Here is a 25,966-nt window from a genome sequence, read left to right on the forward strand (position 1 = left end):
TTTTAACTTTTGCCTTTTAACTTTTGACTTATTGCCATCCACCAAGGACCGTGACCTATGGATTTAGCTGAACTGCTTGCGATCGGGCAAAAGGAACGCGATCGCCAGAAACAAACCCGGATTCACTGTTGTACCGCTGCCGGGTGTTTGTCCTCCGGATCGGCGGCGGTGAAAGCCCAGTTGGACGCTGCGGTCGAGGCTGAGGGATTGGGGGCATCGACGGAGGTATGCAGTGTGGGCTGTATGCGCTTCTGTGGCCGGGGTCCCCTGGTGGAGGTGGTTGACCGGGATGGAAACCGGGAACCCATTCTGTATGAACAGGTGACAACGGCGGATGCAGCCTCGATCGTGCAAGCCCTCAAGGGAGGAAAAGCTACAGCCCCCTTGGGCGATCGCACCCATCCCTTCTTTGCCCGCCAATTCCCGATCGTCTTGGAAAACAGCGGCAAGATTGACCCAGAACGGATTGAGGAATACATCGCCGCCGGGGGCTATCAGCAACTCTATCGGGTGCTGTACGAATATGATCCCGCTGAAGTGGTCGAGGAAATCACCCGCAGTGGTCTTCGAGGGCGGGGCGGGGGCGGCTATCCCACAGGGCTGAAGTGGGCCACGGTGGCCAAGATGCCGGAGGGGCAAAAATACGTCATTTGCAATGCCGATGAGGGTGATCCGGGGGCCTTCATGGACCGCAGTGTGCTGGAAAGTGATCCCCACCGGGTGCTGGAGGGCATGGCGATCGCGGGGTATGCGATCGGGGCTAACCACGGCTTTATTTACGTCCGGGCCGAGTATCCCCTAGCGATCCGGCACCTGCAAAAAGCCATCCAGCAAGCCAAACGCTACAGCCTCCTCGGTAGCCAGATCTTTGGCTCCCCCTTTGATTTCAAAATTGATATTCGGGTAGGGGCGGGGGCCTTTGTCTGTGGGGAAGAAACCGCGCTCATTGCCTCCGTGGAAGGGCGGCGCGGTAATCCTCGTCCCCGTCCGCCCTATCCGGCCCAGTCTGGCCTGTGGGGATGTCCCACCCTGATCAATAACGTGGAAACCCTGGCCAACATTCCGGCAATCATCCGGGAGGGGGGCGAGTGGTACGCCAACATCGGCACCGAAAAGAGCAAGGGCACCAAGGTATTCGCCCTCACGGGCAAGGTGCGCAATACCGGCCTGATCGAAGTCCCGATGGGAACCACCCTGCGCCAGATTGTCGAGGAAATGGGCGGGGGTGTGGCCGCAGCCGGGGGCGTTAAGGCTGTGCAAACGGGGGGACCCTCTGGCGGTTGTATCCCAGCCAGTGCCTTGGATACTTCTGTGGATTATGAGTCCCTCACCCAGTTGGGCAGCATCATGGGGTCCGGCGGCATGATCGTCATGGACAACGAAACCAACATGGTGGATGTGGCCCGGTTCTATATGGAATTCTGTCGAGAGGAATCCTGTGGCAAATGTATCCCCTGCCGCGCTGGGACGGTCCAGCTTTACGACATGCTGACTAAGCTCCTCAACCAAGAGGCAACGGCAACTGATTTACAACGTCTTGAAGATCTCTGCCACATGGTGCGTGATACCAGCCTCTGTGGTCTGGGCATGACAGCCCCGAATCCAGTGTTGAGTACGCTGCGCTATTTCCGGCAGGAGTATGAGGCGTTGCTGCAACCGGTAGGGGGGAAGTAGGAGAGAGGAGCGAGGAGCGAGGGCGTTTTGGGGTTAACCAGACGGTTGGGTTTCGCAAGACTCGACGCCAACCGATAAAAGCCTTCAACCCTAAGCATGATTCCCTGTTCCCATCATTGCAAGTTCCATCATTGCAAGCTTTCTGGTCCAGTGAGGTAAGACGAGGTAAGAACACGATGTCGGTGAGAACACTCAGTATTAATGGCATAGATCTGGCGGTGGAGAGTGGCACCAGTATTCTGGCGGCGGCAAAGGAGGCGGGCATTACGATTCCGACGCTGTGCCACCTGGATGGGGTGTCGGATGTGGGGGCCTGTCGGTTGTGCCTGGTGGAAATTAAGGGCATGAATAAGCTGCTCCCGGCCTGTGTGACGGAGGTGGCGGAGGGGATGGAGATCCAGACGGAGACGCCGAAGTTGCAGGAATATCGCCGCATGACGGTGGAGTTGCTGTTCTCGGAGGGGAACCATGTCTGTGCCGTGTGTGTGGCCAATGGGAACTGCGAGTTGCAGGATATGGCGATCGCGGTGGGGATGGACCATACCCGCTTCCCCTATCGGTTCCCGGATCGGGATCTGGATGTGTCCCATCCCATGTTTGGCATTGACCATAACCGCTGCATTTTCTGTACGCGCTGTATGCGGGTGTGTGATGAGATTGAGGGTGCCCATGTGTGGGATGTGGCCCAACGGGGAGCGACGGTGCGCATGGTAACGGGGTTGAATCAACCCTGGGGTGAGGTGGAAGCCTGTACGTCCTGTGGCAAGTGTGTAGAAGCCTGTCCCACGGGGGCGATTTTCCGGCAGGGGTCAACGGTGGCTGAAATGCAGCGCGATCGCAGCACCCTGGAGTTTTTGGTAACGGCACGGGAGAAAAAAGAATGGACAAGATAAAACTGGCGACGATCTGGCTGGGGGGCTGCTCTGGCTGTCACATGTCTTTCCTAGATCTGGATGAATGGCTGTTTGATCTGGCAGATCAAGTGGATCTGGTCTTTAGCCCGATCGCGGATGTTAAGACCTACCCGACGGGGGTGGATATCTGTCTGGTGGAGGGATCGATCGCCAACGAGGACAACCTGGAACTCGTAAAACAGGCACGGGCCAACACAAAAGTGCTGATCTCCTTTGGTGATTGTGCGGTGACGGCCAATGTTCCGGCGATGCGTAACCCGTTGGGCAGTGCTAAGCCGGTCCTGGAACGCTGTTACCTCGAAATGGGGGACTTGCAAGCCCAGATCCCTAACGAGCCGGGGATTGTGCCACCCCTGTGCGATCGCGTGCGTCCCGTCCATGAAGTTGTCCCTGTGGATGCCTATTTACCGGGCTGTCCACCGCCCGCCGATCGCATTCGGGCTTTCTTGGAAATGGCTCTGCGGGGGGAACCCTTGCACCTAGAGGGCCGGGAAATGTTGAAGTTTGGCTAAGAAGAGCGTATTGACTGCACAAAATGCGGCATAACGTAAGTGGAAGGGTAAGTAGAAGTACTCAGTCAGCTTATTTACTATTTACTCACAGCGCATTAAATCAAGGGAAACGCAATCATGATGAAAAAAGCGTCGGAAATCATGACTCAGGATGTGGTCACCATTCGGGGGTCGGCCACGGTGGCAGAGGCGATCGCCCTGATGAAGGAGCGGCATTGGAGTGCCCTGATTGTCGATCGTCGTCATGAGCAGGATGCCTATGGCATTGTGACGGAAAGCGACATTGTTTATAAGGTGATTGCCTATGGCCTCGATCCCAAGAAAATGCGGGTCTATGAAATCATGACTAAGCCTTGCATTGTTGTGAATCCCGATTTGGGTGTCGAGTATGTCGCTCGGTTGTTTGCCAATACGGGTATCCATCGTGCCCCGGTGATTAAGGACAAACTGCTGGGGATCATCTCTCTGACGGATATTCTAGAAAAGGGTGATGCTTTTGAGCGTCCCAAGGCCGTCCTCCTCGAAGAGGCCATCCAAGCGGCGATCGCCGAAGCGCGTAAAATTTGCGCCGAAAAGGGTCCCGGCTCGAAGGAGTGTGCAGCGGCTTGGGATGCCGTGGAGGAAATGCAGGCGGAAGCAGCCCATCAACAGGCCAAGCGGCTAGAGAAAACAGCGTTTGAAGAATACTGCGAAGAATTTCCCGATGCTGCCGAAGCCCGCATTTATGAAGTCTAAAAAGCGTTCTTGCTAGATAGCTTAATACCTGCATCTATCTAGCCATTCATCATCTTGTGGGGTAGGCGTCCCGCCTGCCAAGATTTTAGACTAACAGGCACGATGCCCATCCCACTGATTCAGTACCCCGATCGCCAGATCCCATTGCCTATGTCAGTTGTTCATCAGAGTTTAAGCCCAACCGCCTACGAGACAGACTATCTCGCTTGGCTAGAGACCACGATCGACCATTTGCGCGATCGTCGTTATGAACAGGTGGATTGGGCCAATCTCATTGAAGAACTTGAAGATATGGGTCGGAGTGAGCGGCGGCGACTGGAAAGTAACACAATTATTATCCTCTTGCATCTCCTGAAATGGCAGTATCAACCCCAAGCAAGGACTGGCAGTTGGGAAGCCAGTATTATTGAACATCGGCGGCAGGTGAGAGAAGCCTTACAAACCTCCCCCAGCTTAAAGTCCTTCCTGCATGACATTCTAGCCAAATGCTATTTTGAAGCGGTGAAGCAAGCGCGGGCTGAGACCCAACTACCTCTAGTAACTTTTCCCGAAGCCTGTCCTTATACGATCGCTAACCTACTCGATGATAACTTTCTTCCCAATTAACCTTCTCATGTCCTGATTTAATGTCCCAATTGGGCTGAATTGATCCTCTACCCGCGCAAGTGATTATGCCTAAAACAGTTGTTATTGATCCGGTTTCACGCATTGAAGGCCACGCCAAAATCTCGATCTTCCTCGATGATGCGGGTCAGGTGTCTGATGCCCATTTCCATGTCACCGAATTCCGGGGCTTTGAAAAATTCTGCGAAGGCCGACCGATGTGGGAAATGGCGGGGATCACCGCCCGCATCTGCGGCATTTGCCCCGTGAGTCACGTCATGGCTTCGGCGAAAACGGGCGACAAAATCCAAGCGGTAAAAATTCCGCCAGCGGGGGAAAAGCTACGGCGGTTGATGAACCTGGGCCAAATTATCCAATCCCATGCCTTGAGTTTTTTCCACCTGAGTAGTCCTGATTTTCTACTGGGTTGGGATAGTGATCCCGCAACGCGCAACGTGTTTGGTCTGATGAGTGCCGATCCGGATCTCGCCCGCAGTGGCATTCGCCTACGCCAGTTTGGCCAGAAAACGATCGAACTCTTGGGTGCAAGCAAAATTCACCCGGCTTGGGCGGTTCCCGGCGGCGTGCGAACGCCCTTGACGGAGGAAGAGCATCGTTGGTTGCGCAGTCGTCTACCGGAATCACGCCAAACGATCGCAACGGCCCTAGACCTGTTCAAACGGTTGTTGGATCAATTTGCCACCGAAGTTGATGTGTTTGGGAACTTCCCCTCGTTGTTCATGGGCTTAGTGAGTCCAACGGGGGAATGGGAACACTATGGCGGTCATCTCCGGTTCTGTGATAGTGAGGGCAATATCATCGCTGATGGCCTCTCGGAAGACAATTATCAGGACTTCATCGGTGAGGCGGTTGAACCTTGGTCTTACCTCAAGTTTCCCTACTACAAACCCCTGGGCTATCCGGATGGGATTTATCGGGTCGGTCCTTTGGCGCGGTTAAATATTTGCGATCGCATTGGGGTAGAAGCCGCCGATCGCGAACTGTTAGAATACCGCGATCGGGTTGGCGGACGGGTCGCTAATTCCTCTTTCTACTACCACTATGCTCGTTTAATCGAAATCCTGGCGGCTCTGGAGTTAATCGAACGCCTAGTAGATGATCCGGATATTCTCTCCCACCGTACCCGTGCCTCAGCAGGGATCAATCAATTAGAAGGTGTGGGCGTGAGCGAAGCACCGCGTGGCACCCTATTCCACCATTATCAGGTGACGGAACAGGGGCTAATCAAAAAGGTAAACATGATCATCGCAACGGGGCAAAATAACCTGCCGATGAACCGCACCGTGGCCCAAATTGCCCGCCATTATATCCAAGGCCCAGAAATTCCAGAGGGGATGCTCAATCGGGTTGAGGCTGGGGTCCGCGCCTTTGATCCTTGCCTGAGTTGTTCCACCCACGCGATCGGGCAAATGCCGATGCAAATTGAGTTAATTGCGGCAGATGGTCAGGTGCTCGATCGTCGCTGCCGGGATTAAGGAGTCAAAGAAAAGGCTAATTGAGTCCTGCTAGGCTCCGTAAACCCATGACGATCGCAATTATTGGCTATGGCAATACCCTCAGACAGGACGACGGAGCCGGTTATCTGATCGCCGCGACCGTACAAACTTGGCAACTGCCCCAGGTGATCGCGATCGCCTGCCCCCAACTGTTACCGGAATTGGCCGCGACGATCGCTGAGGTCGATCGCGTCCTCTTCGTCGATACCTGTTTGCCCACCGTGACCACCACGCTCCAGCATTGTCCCCTGAATTTGCCAGCAGAGAACCGACCGCTGGATGCCCATGTGTCTGACCCACGATCGCTGCTGGCCTTGGCCCAATGGCTCTACGGCAAGTGTCCCCCTGCCAGTTGGTTGATGATTCCTGGCCATCAATTTGAGTTAGGCGAAACCCTATCTCCTGATACCGAAGCCGCAATGGCCGCCGCTTTAGAATGGATTCGGGACTGGTTAGCCGAACCGAAAAGTGTCACGCAACCCCAACCGTTGGAGACGTGCCATGCATGAAGTCAGTTTGATGGAGCAAACGGTGGATATGGCGGTTTCCTGCGCGATCGCCCAAGGAGCGGAAAAAATCCATGCGATTAAGCTGCGGATCGGTGAGCTATCGGGGGTAATTCCCGAAGCAATGCAATTTGCCTTTAGTGTAGTGACCGAGGGCACGATCGCGGAAGGTGCGATGCTCGCGATCGAATCCGTTCCCGCCCGGTGTTATTGCCCTACCTGCCAACAGGAATTTCAACCCCCAGATTTTATTTATGTGTGCCCTACTTGCGAGCAATTGAGTACCGAAATTCGCCAGGGGAAAGAATTAGAGTTAGCCGCCGTGGAGGTGTCGTAATTATGTGTCAAACCTGTGGATGTGTGGTTACTGGAGAAGTCGCGATCGATGGCGTGGCGGTTAACGCTAGCATACCTCATACCCACTCTTATCATCCTGATCAAGACCCTGCCCATCCCCACACCCATGATCATGACCATAACCATGACCATGCGCATTTTCATCACGATCACCCTCATACCCATGCAGAGCACCCCCACGGCGAGGCTGTGACCACGATTGCGATCGCCGATCCTCCGGTTGCGACGATCCCACCCCGCACCTTGACGATCTCCCAAGGAATTCTCAGCAAAAATGATCGACTGGCTGAACGTAATCGGGGTTATTTTCAAGCCAAAGGGCTATTGGTTCTCAATGTAGTTTCCTCCCCTGGCTCCGGGAAAACGGCCCTCCTGGAACGCCTGTTACAAGATTGGCCCCAACAGGGTGAGCAGCAGCGGGGAGTCGGCGTTATCGTTGGGGACTTAGAAACCGATAATGATGCCCAACGGTTGCGCACAGCGGGAGACGCGATCGTGCAAATTACGACGGGTACGGCTTGTCACCTGGAAGCCGATATGATTGCCCAGGCAGTGCAAAAACTTGACCTCGATCGCCTGGATTTACTCGTCATCGAAAATGTCGGTAATCTGGTGTGTCCTGCGGCCTATGATTTAGGTGAAGACTTGCGCATTGTCTTGCTATCCGTTACCGAAGGGGAAGATAAACCCTTGAAGTATGCCCCGATGTTCAAGACGGCAGATGCGATCGTGATTAATAAAATTGACATTGCTGAGGCAGTGGGCTTCGATCGCGAGCGGGCGATCGCTAACCTGCAAAAAGTTGCCCCCCAAGCCCCAATTTTTGAAGTCTCCGCCCGCACCGGAGCCGGATTGACCGCATGGTATCAGTACCTACTAGAGCAGCGGCAGGAGTAGTCATCGCCATCGTCAACAACCGCTTCAGGGTTAAGCACTGTAGCATTAAAGCAGGAGGCGCTTGCTCAAGCGCCTCCCATTGGCAAGAACTTCCTAAAATATGATGCAAGCAGGCTGGCGTATTGGCTCACTATTCGGGATTCCCCTTTACCTGGACCCTTCCTGGTTTCTGATCGTTGCCTTCGTGGCTCTGGTCGAAGGAAACCAATGGTTGTCGGATTATCCCAACTGGGGACCCACAATCGCCTATGGCGCGGGGCTACTCATGGCCCTACTGTTATTTACCTCGGTGCTATTGCACGAACTCGGACATAGCGTTGTGGCCATTTCCCAGGGGATTAAGGTCAACTCCATTACGCTATTCCTCTTCGGGGGCATTGCCTCGATCGAAAAAGAATCCAATACACCGGGGCAAGCCTTTCAAGTTGCGATCGCGGGGCCACTGGTAAGCTTTGGCTTATTTCTGTTTTTTTCTTTTCTGACGAAATTACCTGGACCAAGTGAGGGACCCCTTCAGGTTTTAACCCAACATCTAGCCTCCATTAATCTCGTCCTCGCCATTTTCAATTTAATCCCAGGCTTACCGTTAGATGGGGGCCAAGTACTCAAAGCTGCCGTCTGGAAAATTACGGGTAATCGCTTCGCGGGTGTCCGGTGGGCAGCGCGATCGGGCCAGTTTCTCGGCTGGAGTGCAATCATGCTTGGCTTAATTGCTTTCCTCTCAAAACCGGGTATGGGTGGTTTATGGTTGATGTTACTAGGCTGGTTTGGGGTGCGCAACGCCGATGCCTATAGCCGTTTGACCAACCTTCAGGAAGTTCTGTTGGAACTGAAGGCAAGTGATGCCATGACCCGTGAGTACCGCGTGATCGATGCCAACCTTACCCTACGCCAGTTTGCCGACAATTACCTGTTAGAGGAAACCCATGTTCCCACGTACTTTGCCGCTTCCGATGGGCGTTACCGGGGCTTAGTGGCAATCGCTGATCTACGGCACATGGAACGCAGCCTATGGGAACTGCGTACCCTCAACGACATTGCCCAACCGCTAACGACATTGCCCACTGTGGAGGAAAAAACCTGTCTTGCGGATGTCATTAACCGGATGGAAGATGGCCAACTGTCCCGTATTACCGTCTTATCCCCGGCTGGGGCGGTGGCTGGGGTAATCGATCGCGGCGACATCGTCCGGGCGATCGCCCAGAAACTCCGCGTCCCGATCGCTGAGGCCGACATCCGCCGAATCAAGGAAGACAGTACCTATCCCCCTGGCATGCAACTACAAGTCATTGCCCGCATGACCACAAAACCTGACTGAGCAGGGAAGTTTTGAATTTTGAATTTAACGCGGCAAGTGCCCCGTAACCCGTGAAGCCGGGTGGGCGGTGACGTGATTCGCACCCCATAACCCTGTACAGTTTTACCAAGGTTTAGCATTGTCGTGTTCAGGCATTCGCTAAACCCTTCCTATTCCCTATTTCCTGTTCCCGATTCCCTAACCATGAGTTCTCCTGCACCCCCCGACCCGACCCTATGGCCCACTCTCCTTCAGCAACTTCTCGATCACCAATCCCTCTCGCGCCCGCAAGCATCCGAGTTGATGCAAGGTTGGCTCGATGAGGCGATTCCAGAAGTCCTATCGGGGGCCATCCTAGCGGCGCTTCAGGCGAAGGGGGTTTCGGCGGATGAACTGGCGGGGATGGCGCAGGTGCTCCAGGCCCAATCCCGGACGGTTGAGACGGATCTGCCCCTCCCCACACCGCTGATTGATACCTGTGGCACGGGCGGCGATGGGGCTTCGACGTTTAATATTTCCACTGCCGTGGCCTTTGTGGCCGCGGCGGCGGGGATTACCGTTGCCAAACATGGGAATCGATCGGCCTCTGGCAAGGTGGGGTCGGCGGATGTTCTGGAGGCGATCGGGGTGAATTTAAGTGCCCCACCGGAGAAAATCCGCGCTGCCCTCAATGAGGTGGGGGTGACGTTCCTGTTTGCACCGGGTTGGCATCCGGCGATGAAAGCAGTCGCTCCCCTGCGCCGTACCCTCAAGGTGCGGACGATTTTCAATCTGCTGGGTCCCCTGGTGAATCCGCTGCCGTTGACAGGCCAAGTGTTGGGGGTACCGGCATCGGCGTTGGTGGCGACGATCGCCCAGGCCCTCGCTCAACTGAACCTCCCCCACGCGATCGTTCTCCACGGTCGGGAAAACCTGGATGAGGCAGGATTGGCGGCTCCCACTGATCTGGCGATCCTATCCCAGGGGCAAGTGCATACCGCAATCCTTGATCCCGACTTGCTCAATTTAACACCGGCCCCAACCCATGCCCTGCGGGGGGACGATGTGCAAACCAATGCGGCCATTCTCCAGGCGGTACTCCAGGGGGGCGGCACTCAAGCCCAGCAGGATGTGGTGGCGTTGAATGCGGCCCTCGCGTTGCAGGTGGGCGATCGCGTTCCCCTAGAGGCCCACAGCCAGGGGATTGATCTGGCCCGTGAGATTCTCAAGAGTGGGGCGGCCTGGGATAAGGTACAGGCTTTGATCCGATTTCTTCAGGCCTAAAGGGGGGACAAGGCAGGATGCCTACCCCACAACTCCCTGGCGAGATAATGCACCGAACGGGGTTAAATGCAGAGGTGGAAGCATGACGCAATCTCAACTAGAACCCAAACTATATAGCTTTGATGAATTTATAAGCTGGTATCCCGAAAACTCGAACGTGAGGTACGAACTCCACGATGGAGTCATTGTCGCCATGCCCAAACCTAAGGGGAAACATTCAAGTTTAGCGGGTGCTTTGATCGAGCAACTGTTGATCACGATTCGACAAATGGGTAAAGGCGGTATTTGGATGATTCCCAGGGAATCTATTGTGAAACCCAAACGTGAAAGTTCGGGCTACGAGCCGGATATTATCGTCTTGGACAAAGCAGTTCTTGGGATGGAACCTCGGTGGGAAAGCGAATCGATTATCCAAAGTCCTGAATCTGTTAAATTAATTATCGAGGTCGTTTCAACAAATTGGCGAGACGATTACTACAATAAACTTCGAGATTATGAAGAAATGGGTATCCAAGAATATTGGATTATCGATTATGCAGCATTAGGAGCAAAGAAATTTATCGGCGACCCCAAACGACCCACAATTTTTGTCTGTTATTGGGTTGATGGCGAATATCAAATGAATTCCTTTAACGACGAGAATCCAATTGTTTCTCCAACATTGCCATTGTTTAACTTATCTGCAAAGCAGATTTTCGCTAATTTATAAGTATTTAATAGTGAATGACTTGATTAGTGAATGGGCAGAATTACGACACGGTGCTTTTGGTGTTGCTAATTTATTTTCCAGCCTTTATTAAGGATCAACTTGCACTTTTATGCAAGCTGAACACCATCGAAAATAAGCTCGATGAGTTGTTGGAACCCTAACTGCAAGTCCAGCAAAAACATAGGTTTAGGGTTTTGGCACCTGAATCTGGCCGAGATGGCGTCGTCCGAGGATCGCAAAGACGAGGGTTTGTTGCTCTCGTCCCCGTAGCTGGAAGGTATTCACGGGACGAGCAATATAATAGTCCTGGACGCAAGTTAAGGTTTCACCCGTGACCAAAATGTTATAGGGATTGCCCATCGTGACTTCCTTATTCATCGCCTCTAGACGGGCTGCAATATTCACCGTATCGCCGAGCACCGAGTAATTCAGTCGTCGCTCACCCCCTAAGCTGCCAGCTACAACTAATCCCGTATGAATGCCAATGCCCACCTTAACCTGGGGCTTGCCTTGTTGTTGAAATTGCTGGTTGAGGGAATCTAATCGTTCATGAATGGTGATGGCCGCCTCGATCGCCTGTCGGGCATCTCGCTGAATTTCCACCGATTGGGTGCGCGGGAAAGGAACTCCAAACACCGCCATCACCGCATCCCCAATATATTTATCCACCATCCCCCCATGATCCATGATGCAATCGGTCATCATTTCTAGATAAACATTCAGCCAATCCAGGAGTAGGCGCGGGGCAATTTTTTCCGCGATCGAGGTAAACCCCCGAATATCCAGAAAGAGCACTGTTACCACCATTTCCTGAGCTTGCACCTGCCCAGATTGAAATAATTCAGAACGTCGTTCCCAGATTAGGTCCGTCATTTCCGGCGAAATATACTTGGAAAAGATCGAAAATAGCCATTGTCGTTCGTATTGTTCCCACAGTTGCCATCCGATCCAGGTCAATATAATCGTCCCGATCGGTGCAGCTACCGGCAGCCAAAGGTTAGCACCAGCAAATAGGAAAAAGGTCCCTAACCCGGTACTCACGATCGCCACCAGTACGCCACCTAAACGACGGCGCGGGGTTTGCTGACGACATACCCAGGCCAACAGGAACGGGATCGCTAGCAAGCCTAGGGCAAGCGCCAGTCCGTCTGCTCGTCGCAGTTCACGTTGCTGTAAGAGGTTATCAATCACCGCTGCATGGAGATAGACCCCTGCCGTCGGTGGACTATGGTGAAAGGGTGTATACAAGGAGTCTATACCCGTTGCGGTCGGTCCCACGAGGACAATTTTGTTACTGAAGACCTGGGGAGAAATTTGCCCCGATGCCACAGCCGCAAAGGAATAGGTTGTAATACCTGATGTTGGCCCAATCCAGTTTACCCACAGCCAGCGATCGTCTCCTGTCGTGAGGGGTGGGGGAATCACGGGTAGGCCTAGCGAGGATTGGCTATTCCCTGTGGGGGGGGCCAGGGTTATGGTGCCCTTAAGACTTTGTTGATAAACCTGGAGGAGGGCAATTGCCAAGGAGGGGTAGGTTCCCAGATACAGCGCAAATTGGCGGGTAATGGCATCCGCATCCGCTCGGTTATAAATATGCCCCTGGTGCGCTACTTGGGCTAATTCGGGGACAATCGGAATCGGGTTGCCGTCAAAATCGCCACCGACGGCCAAAACCACATTGCCGCTATAGGCGATCGCTTCCGCAAACGCCGGATCATCAGCAGTAGGTTCCGCGAACAAAATATCAAAACCAATAGCCGCAGGCTGGGACACGGCTAATTTCTGCAAAAGCTCGGTATAGTGACGCCGAGGCCAAGGAAATTGACCGTATTGCTGTAAACTCGCCTCATCGATCGCAATCACCACGACCTCCTGACTCCAGGTCAGACGGAAGAGGCGCTGACGCAATACAACGATCTGATTGTAGGCCAGATACTCCAGGGGTTGCCAAATCCCTAAGCGCCAGAAGGCGATCGTCAGTAACCCCACGATCCCCCCAATTAACAATGGGTGAGCCGTCTTCAAATATTGCCGCATCTATGACCGCATCCCCTCGTTCTCATTGACAAAATGCCCCTGCTAAATTTTCCCCTCCCCGCCGGAGAAATTAACGCCAGCCGTAGCCACAACGTCAAGATTGACCATATCTTCATACCCTGCCTCATGGGTTAGGCATTGCTTCATCGAAAGGCAACCCTTACCAGGAGAATCTTTTGATAACTGAGTCGTTGGGAGTCTTTATATCTTGGTGTCTCTTGGTGTTTCTTAGTGTCTTTGTGGTTCCCACTAACCTCTGATCGCAGTTCGCCCAATCTCCAACCCTCTCCAATGGCTTAGCCGCGATCGCACCCACACAAAAAAGAAGGAGCAGGGCAAACACCCCACTCCTCCCATTAAGCCTTACCACCACCGGCGGCTAGCTCAAACGGCAATCCATCCAGTAGTTAACCGAACTTACCTGCCGTCGAGGCAATCAAGAAGGCCGCATAGGTGACCACAAACCCAGCCGTAAAGTGGGCCAAGCCAACCAGGCGAGCTTGCACGATTGACAGCGCAACCGGCTTGTCTTTCCAGCGAACCAGATTCGCCAGCGGCGTGCGCTCATGCGCCCACACCAGCGTTTCAATGAGTTCTTGCCAGTAACCACGCCAGGAGATCAGGAACATAAAGCCCGTCGCCCAGACCAAGTGACCCAGCAGGAACATCCAGGCCCACACCGACAAGTTATTGGTGCCATAGGGGTTATAACCGTTGATCAACTGCGAGGAGTTGAGCCAGAGGTAATCCCGGAACCAACCCATCAGGTAGGTCGAGTTTTCATTAAACTGAGCCACGTTACCTTGCCAGACCGACAGATGCTTCCAATGCCAGTAGAAGGTCAACCAGGCAATGGTGTTGAGCATCCAGAACATGGCGAGATAGAAGGCATCCCACGCCGAGATGTCGCAGGTGCCGCCCCGGCCAGGACCATCGCAAGGGAAGGAGTAGCCGAAGTCTTTCTTATCGGGCATCAGCTTGGAACCGCGAGCATCCAACGCACCCTTGACCAGGATCAGGGTGGTGGTGTGCAGGCCGAGGGCGATCGCATGGTGCACCAGGAAGTCACCAGGGCCGATCGTCAGGAACAGCGAGTTGCTGGCGTTATTGACCGCATCCAGCCAGCCCGGTAGCCAAACATTCCCGTAGTTGGGCCAAGCCGTGCTAGCAATGCTATCCGGGTTAGAGAGCAACACATTGAAGCCATAAAGCATCTTGCCGTTACAAGCCTGTGCCCATTGCGCAAACACTGGCTCGATCAGGATTTGCTTTTCGGGGGTGCCAAAGGCAACCACCACATCGTTGTGAACATACAGCCCCAGGGTATGGAAGCCGAGGAACAGGGAAGCCCAACTCAAGTGGGAGATCAGGGCTTCCTTATGCTCCAGCATCCGCGCCAACACGTTATTCTTATTGGCTTCAGGATCGTAGTCACGAACCAGGAAGATCGCACCGTGGGCAAAGGCCCCCACCATCAAGAAGCCAGCAATGTACTGGTGATGGGTATAGAGCGCTGCCTGGGTGGTGAAATCCTGTGCCAGGAAGGCATAGGGCGGCATGGAGTACATGTGCTGGGCCACCAGGGAGGTGATCACACCCAAGCAGGCCAAGTGCCAACCCAATTGGAAGTGCAGAGAGTTGTTGTAGGTATCGTAGATCCCCTTGTGGCCGTCACCAATCATGCCGCCGAAAGGCGTGCCCTTGGGCGGATTGTGGGCCTCTTGGATTTCCTTGATGCTGTGACCGATCCCAAAATTGGTCCGGTACATGTGGCCCGCAATGATGAAGATCACTGCGATCGCCAAGTGGTGGTGAGCAATATCCGTCAGCCAGAGCGCCTGGGTTTGCGGATGGAAGCCACCCAAGAAGGTCAGAATTGCGGTACCCGCGCCTTGCGACGAACCAAACACATGGTTGGCCGTATCCGGGTTTTGCGCATATACCCCCCAGTTACCGGTGAAGAAGGGCACGAGACCCGCCGGGTGGGGTGCAACGGACAGGAAGTTATCCCAACCCACGTGCTGACCCCGCGCTTCGGGGATGGCCACGTGAACCAGGTGACCGGTCCAAGCCAAGGAGCTAACCCCGAACAAACCTGCCAGGTGGTGGTTGAGGCGGGATTCAGCATTCTTGAACCAGGACAAGCTAGGACGGAACTTGGGTTGCAGGTGCAGCCAGCCCGCAAATAGGAAGATCGCCGACAGGATCAGGAGGAAAATTGCCCCAGAGTACAGATCGCCGTTGCTACGCATCCCGATCGTGTACCACCACTGATAAACCCCAGAGTAGGAGATATCAACTGGGTAAGAAGCCCCTCCCTGCGTAAAGGCGTCAACCGCTCCTTGACCAAATTGCGGGTCCCAAATTGCGTGGGCAATCGGGCGAACATTGAGCGGATCTTTGATCCACTGCTCAAAGTTACCTTGCCAGGCGACATGGAAGAGACTCCCAGAGGTCCACAGGAAGATGATTGCCAAGTGACCGAAGTGGGAAGCAAAAATCTTTTGATAGAGATTTTCTTCGGTCATGCCGTCATGACTTTCAAAGTCATGGGCCGTGGCAATGCCATACCATATCCGACGTGTCGTCGGGTCCTGAGCAAGGTCTTGGCTAAATTTTGGAAATTTGGTTGCCATAAACCTTCGTGAATGATGAACAACGAGTTCGAGATTGACAGCGGTGGACTAGCAGCTAAGTGACCCTCACTTTAGGTTTGGCCCAGATCTCTGGGAAACACCCGTGGGCAATGGCCACCTAACCACTAGGTAGTCCACCTTAGCCAACCGAGATAATTCGCGCTAGGAAGAACGCCCAGGTGGTCACAATTCCCCCTAACAAGTAGTGGGCAACCCCAACCGCACGACCTTGGATGATGCTCAAGGCACGGGGCTGGATCGCGGGTGCCACTTTCAGCTTATTGTGTGCCCAAACAATCGACTCGATCAACTCTTGCCAGTAGCCACGGCCACTGAAGAGGAACATCAAGCTAAACGCCCAGACAAAGTGACCGGCCAGGAACATCAGACCGTAAGCTGACAGCGCGGAGCCGTAGGAGGTGATCACCTGCGAAGCTTGCGCCCACAGGAAATCGCGTAACCAACCATTGATGGTAATGGCGCTTTGGGCAAAGTTACCCGACGTGATGTGGGAAACGGTGCCATCTGGAGAAACAGTACCCCACACATCCGACTGCATCTTCCAACTGAAGTGGAAAATCACGATCGACAGGGAGTTGTACATCCAGAACAAACCGAGGAACACGTGATCCCAACCCGACACTTGGCAGGTGCCGCCACGGCCGGGGCCGTCGCAGGGGAACCGGAAGCCGAGGTTAGCCTTATCGGGGATCAAACGCGAGCTACGGGCGAAGAGCACGCCCTTGAGCAGAATCAGCACCGTCACGTGAATCGTGAAGGCATGGATGTGGTGAACCAGGAAGTCTGCCGTACCGAGGGTAATCGGCATCATCGCGACCTTGCCACCGACAGCGACGAGGCCGCCGCCAAAGGCATGGCTGACAATTTCACCCGCATTGGGAGCCGTGTTGCCGGGAGCCAAGGCGTGGAGGCTTTGAACCCATTGGGCAAAGATCGGCTGCAATTGAATGCCGGTATCCGAGAACATATCCTGGGGACGACCAAAGGCCCGCATGGTGTCGTTGTGGACGTACAGGCCGAAGCTGTGGAAGCCCAGGAAAATACACACCCAGTTCAGGTGGGAGATAATCGCATCGCGGTGACGGATCACGCGATCGAGCAGGTTATCCACATGTTGCGAAGGCACATAGTCACGCACCATGAAGATGGCCGCGTGGGCAGCGGCACCAACGATCAGGAAGCCGCCAATCCACACGTGGTGGGTGAATAGCGATAACTGGGTTGGATAGTCCGTCGCAATGTAGGGATAGGGGGGCATCGAGTACATGTGGTGGGCGACCAGGATGGACAGCGAACCCATCCAAGCCAGGTTCCACGACAGTTGGCAATGCCAGGAGGTGGTGAAGATCTCGTACATCCCCTTGTGGCCTTCGCCCGTGAAGGGACCCTTGTGGGCTTCGAGAACTTCCTTGAAGCTGTGACCAATGCCCCAGTTGGTGCGGTAGTAGTGACCCGCCACAATGAAGAGTACGGCCAGAGCCAAATGATGGTGCGCCGTATCCGACAGCCATAGCCCCCCCGTGACCGGGTTGAGGCCACCCTTGAAGGTGAGGAAGTCGGCGTATTCAGCCCAGTTCAGCGTAAAGAAGGGGGTTAAGCCCTTCGCAAAGCTGGGATAGAGGTCGGCCATGAGGCTCGGGTTCAAAATCCACTCGTGCGGTAAAGGAATATCCGCAACGGTTTTGATCACCTTGCCGCCAATGGTCAGCGGGCTACCGGCATCAATGGCATCCAAGCAAGCGTTGATGGGCAGAGATACGTGGATCTGCTGACCAGCGTAGCCCAGGCAGCCGAGGCCCAGTAAACCCGCCAGGTGGTGGTTCATCATGGACTCGACGTTTTGGAACCACTCCAGCTTCGGCGCAGCCTTGTGGTAGTGGAACCAGCCTGCAAAGAGCATCAGACCGGCCATCACCAGGGCACCGATCGCGGTGCAGTACAACTCATAGGAGTTGGTGATCCCGTTGGCCCGCCACATTTGGAACAGACCGGAGGTGATTTGAATGCCGTGGAAGCCACCCCCAACGTCGCCGTTGAGGATCTCTTGACCGACGATCGGCCAAACCACTTGAGCGCTGGGCTTGATCCCGGTCGGGTTCGTTAGCCAAGCTTCGTAATTAGAAAAACGAGCGCCGTGAAAATATGCGCCGCTAAGCCAGATGAAGACAACAGCTAGGTGACCAAAGTGCGCACTGAAGATTTTGCGAGATATATCTTCGAGGTCGCTGGTATGACTATCAAAATCGTGAGCGTTGGCATGAAGGTTCCAAATCCAGGTGGTGGTTTTGGGTCCCTTCGCAAGGGTGCGATCGAAGTGACCGGGCTTACCCCACGTCTCGAAGGACGTTGGGACCGGGTCCTTGTCAACCACAACCCTTACTTTTGCCTCGCGCTCCGGCGGACTAATTGCCATGGAGATTCTCCTCTCGCTAGACAAGGAACGAGGCTGCTACTGTCCCAAAATAAACAGTTTTGAGTACTGTACCTTTTTCCCGGCCATTTCTGAGAACTTGCGATCCAAATTTTGGATTCGTTTGCCCAAAGACTCAGCCGCCACACGAACGGACTGAGCATCGGCATCAGCATTACAGATGGAGCAGGGTATGCATCTCCGCGTTCAGCAGGGGCCGAGCCAGGAGAACACACAAGGACTCATGGGACAGAGTTCTTTAGAGCGTATTATAAAGGTCGGTTAAAATCCCACAGGAAACCCGTTAACAAAAATCAAAACTTGATCATCGAACATCGGTAAAAAACCATAAATCTGAAAGAAATTTCCAAATATTTACACTTCCTGTTATTTTTTTACAAAAGTTAAGATTGACGGTCCTCTATTGTATGCATAGGGGCGAGTTCGGATGGATAGGCTAGGGCGATCGTCTCTTGCCCCTAGGGAAGTCTGGCGCTCTGTCAAGCTTAATTTAGTCAATTGGAGGATTGACCACTCATCCGTCCATCCGGGGGGTGACAGGCAAGATCACTTGTTTTGAGGAAGCGGGCGAGACGCCTACTCCACCATGCACTAATGATGTACTCAGGCTCCGGCTGGCCTTAATACTAAATAACCATCCCCTCCAATGTGGAAGAGATGGCCAGGATCACGCGAGCGCTAGGTTAAGCGGCAGGCGGGATGCTGCGTCGAGGTCTAGACGGGGTGTTTGAAGAGCGTATCCAGGTAGACACGGGCGGCTCGCCGATCGCAATCGCCATTTTGTAACAAAAAGAGGGAGAGGGCGGCAGCAAACACCCGATCCTGGTCCCAATCGGGGTGGGCCTCCAGGTAAGTCTTCAGCGAATCGTGAAGGGATTCGGGGATCTCTGCCAGAATGCTGACCATTGCGTTCATGGAAACCTCGCTTCCGGGGATGAGTGAAGGATAGGGGCGTCACGGCTGTGATGTTCGGGTGAATGTCAGACAGCCCAAACACCCCCCAAGCCAGTGTGACAGGGGGTTAGACCGATCCTCGACGGGCATGACGGGGCACCCCTGATCGATGTCGGTCGCATCATTTTGCGCTATGGGGGGGTAGGGTTGTCAACGCTGCGAAATGTTGCGATCACCTGACTCGAAAAATGGCCGGAACGAGATTACTAGGGTTTGCGGCGTTTTAACGTTACATTCCTTTACAAAAAAGGCTGGGAATCAGAGGAACGCAGGGCAGGAAGCAATATCCCCAGAAGATTCGGCAAAGGCTATTAACAGCGTGAGAGCCTGTGGAAAACTTTTCGAAACCTGTGGAAAACTTTGGCCTTGCCTGGGGAAAACCTGTGGAAAGCTTGGGGAAAAGTTTGGCTCAGAATAAGAATTGCAAAATTTTGGGGTCAATCTTGTGGCGACGGGATGGGGCCACACCTAGCTTTGCCCGTGACGACGGCCCAATTCGTAGACAGCGCCGCTGATACAGGCGATCAGGCCCATGCTAATCGCCCAACTGGTGCCTAACCCCACTTCGACACCGTAGTTACACAAGCCCCCGATCGCCAGGAAGGGCACAATGCTAAGCAGGGAGGCATTAAAAGCGTTTTGGGCTTCGCGGCCCCGGCGAGTGCGCTCAAATTCTTCAGCGGAGAGGTAGAGGGAGCGTTCGGCAAAGTTCATCCAGCGCTGGAGTTGTTCGGTTACCCAGTCGCTTACGGGGGAGAAGCCCCAGTAAAGGGCCAGGGACCACAGACTGGCACCAGCGATGGTGGTGGCGCTGAGGTGAATGGGGAAGGGAAAGGGAATGAACTCCATAGGGTTTAGGGGGGCTGGGACAAGGTGACAGGTGGGTATCTTAACCACCAAGACACAAAGGACACAAAGATTACACTAAAGTTCTTCGTGTCCCTTGGTGCCCTTCGCGGCTTAGTGGTTTAAGACCGATCGGTGTTTAAATCTGGAAAGCCAGTTGCTCTTTCTCCGGCACATCGGCGTACTCGGAGACAATGCGCCGGAATTCTTCACCGTCGATCGTTTCTTTCTCGATCAGCAAATCAACCAGGCGATCCATGACTTCGCGGTTGTCGCGGATCATTTGGCGGGTTTGGTCGTAGCAATGTTCCACGATCGATCGCACTTGGGCATCAATGCGGGCCGCAATTTCTTCAGAATACTCCGATCGCGTCATCCAGTCCCGCCCCAAAAACACCTCACCCGATTGGCTTTCCAGCGACAGAGGACCCAGATCCGACATCCCAAAGCGGGTCACCATCTGGCGGGCCATATTCGTCACCTGCTGGAGGTCATTCCCGGCCCCGGTGGTCACTTCCGCATCCCCAAAGATGATTTCTTCAGCCGCCCGTCCGCCCAAGGCACCACAGATGCGGGCCAGCAGTTGGGCACGGGAGACCAGCATTTGATCCTCTCCCGGCATAAACCAAGTCAGGCCCCGCGCTTGGCCCCTGGGGATCAGGGTGACTTTTTGTACGGGATCATGATCCTTGAGCAGGGTCCCCACGATCGCATGACCGACTTCGTGGTAAGCAATCAATCGCTTGCTCTTGCTGTCAATTAACGGGGTGCCTTCCATGCCCGCGACCACGCGATCGACGGCATCATCGATTTCGTGCATGGTGATCGCATCCTTGCGGCGGCGGGCGGTCAGGATCGCCGCTTCATTCAGCAGGTTAGCCAGATCCGCGCCCGTAAAGCCGGGACTGCGACGGGCGATCGCCTCCAGGGAGACTTCGTTGGCCAGCTTCTTGTTGCGGGCGTGGACCTTGAGGATTTCCAGACGACCCTTGATGTCGGGAGTGTCCACCGTCACCTGGCGATCGAAGCGCCCCGGACGCAGGAGCGCCGAATCCAAAACATCGGGTCGGTTGGTCGCGGCAATGATAATGATCCCGGTATTGCCCTCAAAGCCATCCATTTCGGTCAACAATTGGTTCAGGGTTTGTTCCCGCTCATCATTACCGCCGCCGATCCCAGCGCCCCGCTGGCGACCCACCGCGTCGATTTCATCAATAAAGATGATGCAGGGGGCATTTTCCTTCGCCTTTTTGAACAGGTCCCGCACCCGCGAGGCCCCCACACCGACGAACATTTCCACAAACTCAGAGCCAGAAATACTGAAGAACGGCACCCCGGCTTCCCCGGCGATCGCCTTCGCCAGCAGGGTTTTCCCCGTCCCCGGTGGTCCCACTAGCAGCACGCCCTTGGGAATGCGGGCACCCACGGCGGTAAAGCGTTCTGGCTTCTTCAGGAACGTCACGACCTCCTGGAGTTCTTCCTTAGCTTCCTCAACCCCGGCCACATCATCGAACAGGACCCCGGTTTTGGCCTCCATCTGGAAGCGGGCGCGGGATTTACCAAAATTCATCGCCTGTCCAGGGCCGCCGGGAACGTTACCGGAACGCCGGAACAGAAAGAATAACCCGGCAATCAATAGGATGGGAAAAACCAGATTACCCAGCAAACCCCAGATCGCGCCATCATTACGCGGCGGATGAGTATCAATACGGACATCGGACTCGCGCAGTTTTGAGATCAACTCCGGGGCATTGAGGGGCAGATCGACCCGTAGCCGTTGGATGCGATCCTCAATATCTGGATCTGTGGCTTCCACGATCGCCGTGCGGCCCCCTTCGTAGAGGTCAACACTTAGGACTCGACCCGCCGCCAGATAGTCAAGGAAACGCCCATAGGTCATCCGCGTACTAGCCGTATTACGGCTCATCATGCTGTTCGCGGAGGCAAACGTCCCCTGCCAGAGGAAGAACCCCACAATCAAGGCGGGCAGTGCCCATAAAATGGCAAGTCTCCAGGAAAATTTCATATTGCTTACTAACCTCTACACAATAGTGCCGCCGGACCCAGGTCCTTGGAGTCATGGCCCCTTGAAGTCATGCTCCCCTAGTGTCTGCACCCGATCCACGGCTCAGCGCTGCGAAAACAGATCGGAAAATTTCAGTTTAGGCAAGACACTTTGACAATTTCTTAACTAAATTTAACTTGATTCTCAGATTTGGAGCAAGTCATGGGGATAAGCCAGTAGACACAGCTATCCCGCGATCGCGCCCAGAACCTATAGTTGACTTAGGCGGCGGGCGTAGGCGAGATGGGCATATCCCGGCACAGAACCCCAAAGGCACGAAGGTCCCAAGTTCGCTTTTCCCCTTCCCCCTTCCCCCTTTAACCTTACCCTTCACCCTTACCCCTGGACAGACGCGGTGAACCTGCAAGACCCCCAGTACTTTTTTAATCGTGAGCTAAGTTGGCTGGAGTTTAACCACCGGGTGCTCCAGGAAGCGTTGAGTCCCCGGACCCCTCTGGTGGAGCGACTGAAGTTTTTGGCAATTTTCAGCAATAACCTGGATGAGTTTTTCATGGTACGGGTGGCCGCCCTGAAACAACAGGTGGAGGCTCAGGTCCAAAAGCGATCGCCCGATGGCCGCACCGCTGAAGAACAGTTGGCCGCGATCGCCGAGCGGTTACGGCCCCTGTTGCACAAACAGCACCAGTACTTTGAGCAAACCCTACGCCCCAAACTCAGCCAACATGGTGTGTACCTGCTGGACTATGGGGATCTGAGTGAGGCCCAACGGGAATACCTCCAGCACTACTTCGAGGAGCAAATTTTTCCGGTTCTGACACCGCTGGCCCTCGATCCGGGGCATCCCTTTCCCTATATCTCCAACCTCAGCCTGAATTTGGCGGTCCTGGTCAGGGATTTGACCAGCGGCGAGGAACACTTTGCCCGTGTTAAGGTACCCGATGTCTTACCTCGTTTTCTCAGTTTGCCGGAACCCCTGCGGGTACAGCGCAAAAAGCAGGTGGCGGTGTGGACGGGGGTGCCCCTAGAGCAGGTAATTGCCCATAACCTGGAGTTCTTGTTTCCTGGTATGGCGATCCAGGAATATTACCCCTTCCGGATTACCCGCAATGCGGATTTGGAAATCCAGGAGGATGAGGCGGCGGATTTGTTACAGGCGATCGAGCAGGAACTGCGCAAGCGACGCCTGGGGGGATCGATCGTGCGGTTAGAGGTCCAGGCTTCCATGCCGACAACGGTACGGGATACGCTCATGCGGGAGATGGGACTACAGGCCAGTGATGTCTATGAGGCCCACGGATTGCTCAACCTGGGGGATTTGATGTCCCTGATGGGGTTGCCGCTCCCGGAATTGAAGGACCCGCCCTGGTCGTCGGTGATCCCGCCTAGCCTGCGTCCAGCTAACGAGCCGAGTCTAAACATCGGGGTGATGGAGAGTGAGGAGGGAGAGGATATTTTCAGCATTATCCGGCGAGGGGATATCCTGGTTCACCATCCCTACCATTCCTTTACGGGGACCGTGCAGCGTTTCCTCACCCAGGCAGCCTATGATTCGGGGGTTCTAGCCATCAAGATGACTCTCTATCGCACCTCCGGGGACTCCCCGATCGTCCAAGCCCTGATTGCAGCAGCCGAAAATGGCAAACAGGTGGCGGTGCTGGTGGAACTCAAGGCCCGTTTTGATGAGGAGAATAATATCCAGTGGGCACGGAAGCTGGAACAATCGGGTGTCCATGTGGTATATGGACTGGTGGGCCTGAAAACCCACACGAAGATTGCGATGGTGGTGCGGCGCGAGGGGAGCAAGATCCGTCGCTATGTCCATATTGGGACCGGTAATTACAACTCGAAAACGGCACGACTGTATACCGATTTGGGCATCCTCAGTTGTCGAGAGGAATTGGGGGCCGATCTTACCGATCTGTTTAATTACCTGACGGGCTATTCGCGGCAGCAATCCTATCGACAATTGTTGGTAGCGCCCGTCAATTTGCGCGATCGCATGATTGCCCTGATCGATCGCGAACGTGAACACGCCCAAGCGGGTTACCCTACCCGGATTGTGGCCAAGATGAATGCTTTAGTGGACCCTCAGATTATTGCAGCGTTGTACAGGGCCTCCCAAGCGGGGGTGAAAATCGACCTGATTGTGCGGGGGATTTGCTGCCTGCGGCCAGGGGTTGAGGGGGTGAGTGAGCATATTCGCGTGATTAGTATTGTGGGGCGCTTCCTGGAGCATTCTCGGATTTTCTACTTCCATAATCGTGGTCAAGAAGCGGTTTATATTGGCAGTGCGGACTGGATGCCGCGCAACCTGAATCGGCGGGTGGAAGCCGTCACTCCGATCGCTGATCCGGCCCTCTCAAAGGATCTCCAGGAAATTTTAGGGATTATGCTGGCTGATAACTGTCAAGCTTGGGAACTTCAGCCGGATGGGAGTTATTTTCGCCGCCAGCCCCAACCGGGTTGTGCCGAACAGTCCGCCCAGGTGATTTTAATGGCATTGGCCCGGCGATCGGTGACGGGATAACGTTCCCTGTGCCATAGTCTGAGAATGTCACGGCTGGTCGCGATCGGCCACTCCCTACCCCTTGCCCTCCAGTCGAACCAATGAAAACCCTAACCATTGTTAAGTCTTCCTGGTTGAAGAAATCAACACGCCCCGCTTTGGTCCTCTCTAAACAAGAAAAGCTTGCCGTTACCATCGGCAGTGAATTCAAGATTAAATATGCTTTTCGTGTCGGCACTCACTGCTGGGTTGAACTCCTCACTCCTCTGCCCCCCATTGGGAAATTCGGTTATTTCTTCTTGGCCCATGTTAGGGTTAATCTCGATGAACTTCGGGGTGTCTGGCTAACCACCACCGATAGTCAAGTTCTGTTAGAGGCAGGGCAACTGCGGCCAGCCTTAGAAAGACTAAAATCTCTGAATTTTAATACCCTCTATCCAGCAGTTTGGACCGGTGGTTATACCCTCTATCCCAGTCGTTTAGCGACAGCCATGTTTGGACAAACACTCCATCCTCGAATGCAGGCGAGGGGGGGAGATATGCTGGCTGAGATTGTGACCCTAGGGCATGAAATGGGCTTTCGGGTACTCCCCTGGTTTGAGTATGGTCTCATGACCACCCCACCCCCAGGCCCATTGGCCGTCCAAAAATCTCAATGGCTAACCCAGGATTTTCGGGGCGAATTAATCCGCCTCAAGCCCAGCGGCAAAGGTGGAACCGTTCCGGACGATTGTGTTTGGCTAAATCCCTGTCGGCCAGAGGTGAAGGCATTTTTAGTCGCACTGATTGCCGAGGTTGTTCGGCACTATCCCGTGGATGGCATTCAACTGGATGATCACTTTGGGATGCCCAAGGAAATGGGCTATGACCCTTTTACCAGGGATCTCTTTTTGAAGGAAACGCAGCGTCGCCATTTACCGAAGCATCGTCGCGAATCACATTGGCAAAAATGGTCAGATTGGCGGATCAAACACGTGACAACTCTGATGCGGCAGATCTTTAAGGCCGTCAAACTTATCAACCCTGACTGTCGTATTTCACTTTCCCCTAATCCGCATGGCTTTTCAACCCACGAATACCCGGCGAACTGGGGAGCATGGGAACAGGAAGGACTGATTGAAGAATTGGCAATCCAACTGTATCGACCAACCCTAGCCGCGCTGAACAGTGAATTAAGAGAAAAAACTCTCCTCCGGGCACGCGATCGCATTCCCACCGCGATCGGGTTATTCACGGGCTATCGCAGTTCACCGTGGGCCGCCTCGGTCATTCGGGAGCAAACCCAATTCGTCAGAAGCAAGCATTTTTCCGGGGTTGCCTATTTCTTTTATGAAACACTGGTGAATCAGCGCATTGATCCGGGCCTAGGAAACCCGATCGCCCGCAGTCGCGCCGATCTCGATTTTTTAGCTTAAAGTTTCTGGTTTAAGCAGGCGCTTATGGACCATTGAACCATTACCTGGATACATCCATGCTCATGACGTAGAACTGGCTCTGCCGATTTACCTCAGCAACAGACAGGCGC

Annotated in this window: 20 protein-coding genes; 14 read left to right on the forward strand and 6 right to left on the reverse strand. The window is 54.4% G+C overall.

The genetic code is table 11. The annotated features are described in order from the left end of the window. Nucleotides 1–57: 57 nt before the first annotated feature. The 12 genes from nuoF (at nucleotide 58) to ACWIUF_RS15490 (ending at nucleotide 10,984) form a co-directional block, all read left to right on the forward strand. On the forward strand, nucleotides 58–1,674 hold the full coding sequence (gene nuoF, locus ACWIUF_RS15435) for an NADH-quinone oxidoreductase subunit NuoF (RefSeq protein ID WP_448573398.1): 1,617 nt from the start codon (nucleotides 58–60) through the stop codon (nucleotides 1,672–1,674). Nucleotides 1,675–1,850: 176 nt separating this feature from the next. After that, nucleotides 1,851–2,567 carry a bidirectional hydrogenase complex protein HoxU gene (hoxU, locus tag ACWIUF_RS15440; RefSeq protein WP_448573399.1) on the forward strand — a complete coding sequence of 239 codons (717 nt, stop codon included), beginning with the start codon at nucleotides 1,851–1,853 and terminating at the stop codon, nucleotides 2,565–2,567. Then, nucleotides 2,555–3,100, forward strand: a complete 546-nt coding sequence (locus ACWIUF_RS15445; RefSeq protein WP_448573400.1) for an NADH-quinone oxidoreductase subunit B family protein — start codon at nucleotides 2,555–2,557, stop codon at nucleotides 3,098–3,100. Before hoxU ends, ACWIUF_RS15445 begins: the two co-directional genes overlap by 13 nt. Nucleotides 3,101–3,217: 117 nt before the next feature. Next, a complete protein-coding gene (locus tag ACWIUF_RS15450) occupies nucleotides 3,218–3,835 on the forward strand; it encodes a CP12 domain-containing protein (RefSeq protein ID WP_448573401.1) in 618 nt (205 codons plus the stop codon). Nucleotides 3,836–3,985: 150 nt separating this feature from the next. Further along, nucleotides 3,986–4,441, forward strand: coding sequence for a DUF29 domain-containing protein (locus ACWIUF_RS15455; RefSeq protein ID WP_448573402.1), 456 nt, complete (start codon nucleotides 3,986–3,988; stop codon nucleotides 4,439–4,441). A gap of 65 nt (nucleotides 4,442–4,506) precedes the next feature. Then, nucleotides 4,507–5,934 (forward strand): Ni/Fe hydrogenase subunit alpha, encoded by a 1,428-nt coding sequence (locus tag ACWIUF_RS15460; RefSeq protein WP_448573403.1) that lies wholly within the window; start codon nucleotides 4,507–4,509, stop codon nucleotides 5,932–5,934. A gap of 47 nt (nucleotides 5,935–5,981) precedes the next feature. Then, a complete protein-coding gene (locus ACWIUF_RS15465) occupies nucleotides 5,982–6,464 on the forward strand; it encodes a hydrogenase maturation protease (protein ID WP_448573404.1) in 483 nt (160 codons plus the stop codon). After that, nucleotides 6,457–6,798: a hydrogenase maturation nickel metallochaperone HypA gene (gene hypA / locus ACWIUF_RS15470; protein WP_448573405.1), complete on the forward strand. Its 342-nt coding sequence runs from the start codon at nucleotides 6,457–6,459 to the stop codon at nucleotides 6,796–6,798. Before ACWIUF_RS15465 ends, hypA begins: the two co-directional genes overlap by 8 nt. A 2-nt stretch (nucleotides 6,799–6,800) precedes the next feature. Further along, a complete protein-coding gene (gene hypB, locus ACWIUF_RS15475; protein WP_448573407.1) occupies nucleotides 6,801–7,715 on the forward strand; it encodes a hydrogenase nickel incorporation protein HypB in 915 nt (304 codons plus the stop codon). 100 nt (nucleotides 7,716–7,815) lie between these two features. Next, nucleotides 7,816–9,033, forward strand: coding sequence for a site-2 protease family protein (locus ACWIUF_RS15480; protein WP_448573408.1), 1,218 nt, complete (start codon nucleotides 7,816–7,818; stop codon nucleotides 9,031–9,033). Nucleotides 9,034–9,216: 183 nt separating this feature from the next. Further along, a complete protein-coding gene (gene trpD / locus ACWIUF_RS15485; protein WP_448573409.1) occupies nucleotides 9,217–10,275 on the forward strand; it encodes an anthranilate phosphoribosyltransferase in 1,059 nt (352 codons plus the stop codon). Between the two features lie 82 nt (nucleotides 10,276–10,357). Further along, the gene (locus ACWIUF_RS15490; protein ID WP_448573410.1) at nucleotides 10,358–10,984 is read left to right on the forward strand and encodes a Uma2 family endonuclease; all 627 of its coding nucleotides are present in this window, start codon (nucleotides 10,358–10,360) and stop codon (nucleotides 10,982–10,984) included. Nucleotides 10,985–11,170: 186 nt separating this feature from the next. On the opposite strand, the gene ACWIUF_RS15495 is transcribed toward ACWIUF_RS15490, so the two are convergent. From ACWIUF_RS15495 to ftsH2, 6 genes are all read right to left on the reverse strand, one after another. Continuing rightward, a complete protein-coding gene (locus ACWIUF_RS15495; protein ID WP_448573412.1) occupies nucleotides 11,171–13,021 on the reverse strand; it encodes a CHASE2 domain-containing protein in 1,851 nt (616 codons plus the stop codon). Nucleotides 13,022–13,428: 407 nt separating this feature from the next. Then, nucleotides 13,429–15,657: a photosystem I core protein PsaB gene (psaB, locus tag ACWIUF_RS15500; protein WP_448573413.1), complete on the reverse strand. Its 2,229-nt coding sequence runs from the start codon at nucleotides 15,655–15,657 to the stop codon at nucleotides 13,429–13,431. Between the two features lie 139 nt (nucleotides 15,658–15,796). After that, complete coding sequence (gene psaA, locus ACWIUF_RS15505; protein WP_448573414.1) at nucleotides 15,797–18,091, reverse strand: photosystem I core protein PsaA; 2,295 nt, start codon at nucleotides 18,089–18,091, stop codon at nucleotides 15,797–15,799. 732 nt (nucleotides 18,092–18,823) lie between these two features. Then, a complete protein-coding gene (locus tag ACWIUF_RS15510; protein WP_265900284.1) occupies nucleotides 18,824–19,024 on the reverse strand; it encodes a DUF2811 domain-containing protein in 201 nt (66 codons plus the stop codon). Nucleotides 19,025–19,531: 507 nt separating this feature from the next. After that, the gene (locus ACWIUF_RS15515; protein ID WP_448573416.1) at nucleotides 19,532–19,912 is read right to left on the reverse strand and encodes a hypothetical protein; all 381 of its coding nucleotides are present in this window, start codon (nucleotides 19,910–19,912) and stop codon (nucleotides 19,532–19,534) included. 136 nt (nucleotides 19,913–20,048) lie between these two features. Beyond that, complete coding sequence (gene ftsH2 / locus ACWIUF_RS15520; RefSeq protein ID WP_448573417.1) at nucleotides 20,049–21,935, reverse strand: ATP-dependent zinc metalloprotease FtsH2; 1,887 nt, start codon at nucleotides 21,933–21,935, stop codon at nucleotides 20,049–20,051. A gap of 394 nt (nucleotides 21,936–22,329) precedes the next feature. Between ftsH2 and ppk1 the strand changes: the two genes are divergently transcribed. Together ppk1 and ACWIUF_RS15530 are read left to right on the forward strand one after the other, a co-directional pair. Further along, entirely contained in the window at nucleotides 22,330–24,462 is a 2,133-nt protein-coding gene (gene ppk1, locus ACWIUF_RS15525; protein WP_448573418.1) for a polyphosphate kinase 1, read from the forward strand. Nucleotides 24,463–24,542: 80 nt separating this feature from the next. Beyond that, the gene (locus ACWIUF_RS15530; protein WP_448573420.1) at nucleotides 24,543–25,856 is read left to right on the forward strand and encodes a glycoside hydrolase family 10 protein; all 1,314 of its coding nucleotides are present in this window, start codon (nucleotides 24,543–24,545) and stop codon (nucleotides 25,854–25,856) included. The last annotated feature ends 110 nt before the right edge of the window (nucleotides 25,857–25,966 follow it).

It is taken from the genome of Trichothermofontia sp., from assembly GCF_053493415.1.

Excerpts from the sequence above, each read along its gene's own strand:
- nuoF (WP_448573398.1), top strand. The coding sequence starts at position 58 with ATGGATTTAGCTGAACTGCTTGCGATCGGGCAAAAGGAACGCGATCGC.
- hoxU (WP_448573399.1), top strand. The coding sequence starts at position 1,851 with ATGTCGGTGAGAACACTCAGTATTAATGGCATAGATCTGGCGGTGGAG.
- ACWIUF_RS15445 (WP_448573400.1), top strand. The coding sequence starts at position 2,555 with ATGGACAAGATAAAACTGGCGACGATCTGGCTGGGGGGCTGCTCTGGC.
- ACWIUF_RS15450 (WP_448573401.1), top strand. The coding sequence starts at position 3,218 with ATGATGAAAAAAGCGTCGGAAATCATGACTCAGGATGTGGTCACCATT.
- ACWIUF_RS15455 (WP_448573402.1), top strand. The coding sequence starts at position 3,986 with ATGTCAGTTGTTCATCAGAGTTTAAGCCCAACCGCCTACGAGACAGAC.
- ACWIUF_RS15460 (WP_448573403.1), top strand. The coding sequence starts at position 4,507 with ATGCCTAAAACAGTTGTTATTGATCCGGTTTCACGCATTGAAGGCCAC.
- ACWIUF_RS15465 (WP_448573404.1), top strand. The coding sequence starts at position 5,982 with ATGACGATCGCAATTATTGGCTATGGCAATACCCTCAGACAGGACGAC.
- hypA (WP_448573405.1), top strand. The coding sequence starts at position 6,457 with ATGCATGAAGTCAGTTTGATGGAGCAAACGGTGGATATGGCGGTTTCC.
- hypB (WP_448573407.1), top strand. The coding sequence starts at position 6,801 with ATGTGTCAAACCTGTGGATGTGTGGTTACTGGAGAAGTCGCGATCGAT.
- ACWIUF_RS15480 (WP_448573408.1), top strand. The coding sequence starts at position 7,816 with ATGATGCAAGCAGGCTGGCGTATTGGCTCACTATTCGGGATTCCCCTT.
- trpD (WP_448573409.1), top strand. The coding sequence starts at position 9,217 with ATGAGTTCTCCTGCACCCCCCGACCCGACCCTATGGCCCACTCTCCTT.
- ACWIUF_RS15490 (WP_448573410.1), top strand. The coding sequence starts at position 10,358 with ATGACGCAATCTCAACTAGAACCCAAACTATATAGCTTTGATGAATTT.
- ACWIUF_RS15495 (WP_448573412.1), bottom strand. The coding sequence starts at position 13,021 with ATGCGGCAATATTTGAAGACGGCTCACCCATTGTTAATTGGGGGGATC.
- psaB (WP_448573413.1), bottom strand. The coding sequence starts at position 15,657 with ATGGCAACCAAATTTCCAAAATTTAGCCAAGACCTTGCTCAGGACCCG.
- psaA (WP_448573414.1), bottom strand. The coding sequence starts at position 18,091 with ATGGCAATTAGTCCGCCGGAGCGCGAGGCAAAAGTAAGGGTTGTGGTT.
- ACWIUF_RS15510 (WP_265900284.1), bottom strand. The coding sequence starts at position 19,024 with ATGAACGCAATGGTCAGCATTCTGGCAGAGATCCCCGAATCCCTTCAC.
- ACWIUF_RS15515 (WP_448573416.1), bottom strand. The coding sequence starts at position 19,912 with ATGGAGTTCATTCCCTTTCCCTTCCCCATTCACCTCAGCGCCACCACC.
- ftsH2 (WP_448573417.1), bottom strand. The coding sequence starts at position 21,935 with ATGAAATTTTCCTGGAGACTTGCCATTTTATGGGCACTGCCCGCCTTG.
- ACWIUF_RS15530 (WP_448573420.1), top strand. The coding sequence starts at position 24,543 with ATGAAAACCCTAACCATTGTTAAGTCTTCCTGGTTGAAGAAATCAACA.